The organism is Lelliottia sp. GFLA7, from assembly GCF_056490165.1.
Genome location: NZ_JBWLAQ010000070.1, coordinates 1 through 458, shown reverse-complemented (window position 1 = coordinate 458; position 458 = coordinate 1). Strand labels below are relative to the sequence as shown.

Genomic DNA, 458 nt, shown 5'->3' with positions numbered 1-458 from the left:
GCCTCCGACCCGGCCCTGCCGGTGGGGGATCTCGACCTGCTCGACGACCACGACCGGGCGCTCGCGTCCCCGGCCGCGGTGCCGCTGACCGTCGCCCCCCGGACGATGGCCGAGATCCTCACCGCCGGTGCCGCATCCGCACCGGAGGCGGTGGCGATCCACGGCGACGGCGTCGCGCTCACCTACGCCGAACTCGACGCGCGGTCGAACCGGCTGGCGCGGGTGCTCCTCGACCGGGGGGTCGACCGAGAGCGGTTCGTCGCGCGGTCGTTCCCGAGGTCCGTGGATTCTATCGTCGCGATGTGGGCGGTCGTGAAGACTGGTGCCGCGTTCGTACCGGTCGACCCCGCGCATCCCGTGGACCGGATCCGGCACATGCTCACCGACTCCGGCGCCGACGTCGGGGTCACGGCGTCGGCCGTAGTCGACCGACTGCCGGACTCGACGCAGTGGCTGGT

1 protein-coding gene is annotated in these 458 nt (G+C 73.4%); it reads left to right on the top strand.

The window, feature by feature from the left end; genetic code table 11:
* Positions 1 to 458, top strand: a 458-nt coding sequence (locus tag AC07RN_RS21190) for an AMP-binding protein (protein ID WP_478337249.1), incomplete at both ends; no start/stop codon positions are given.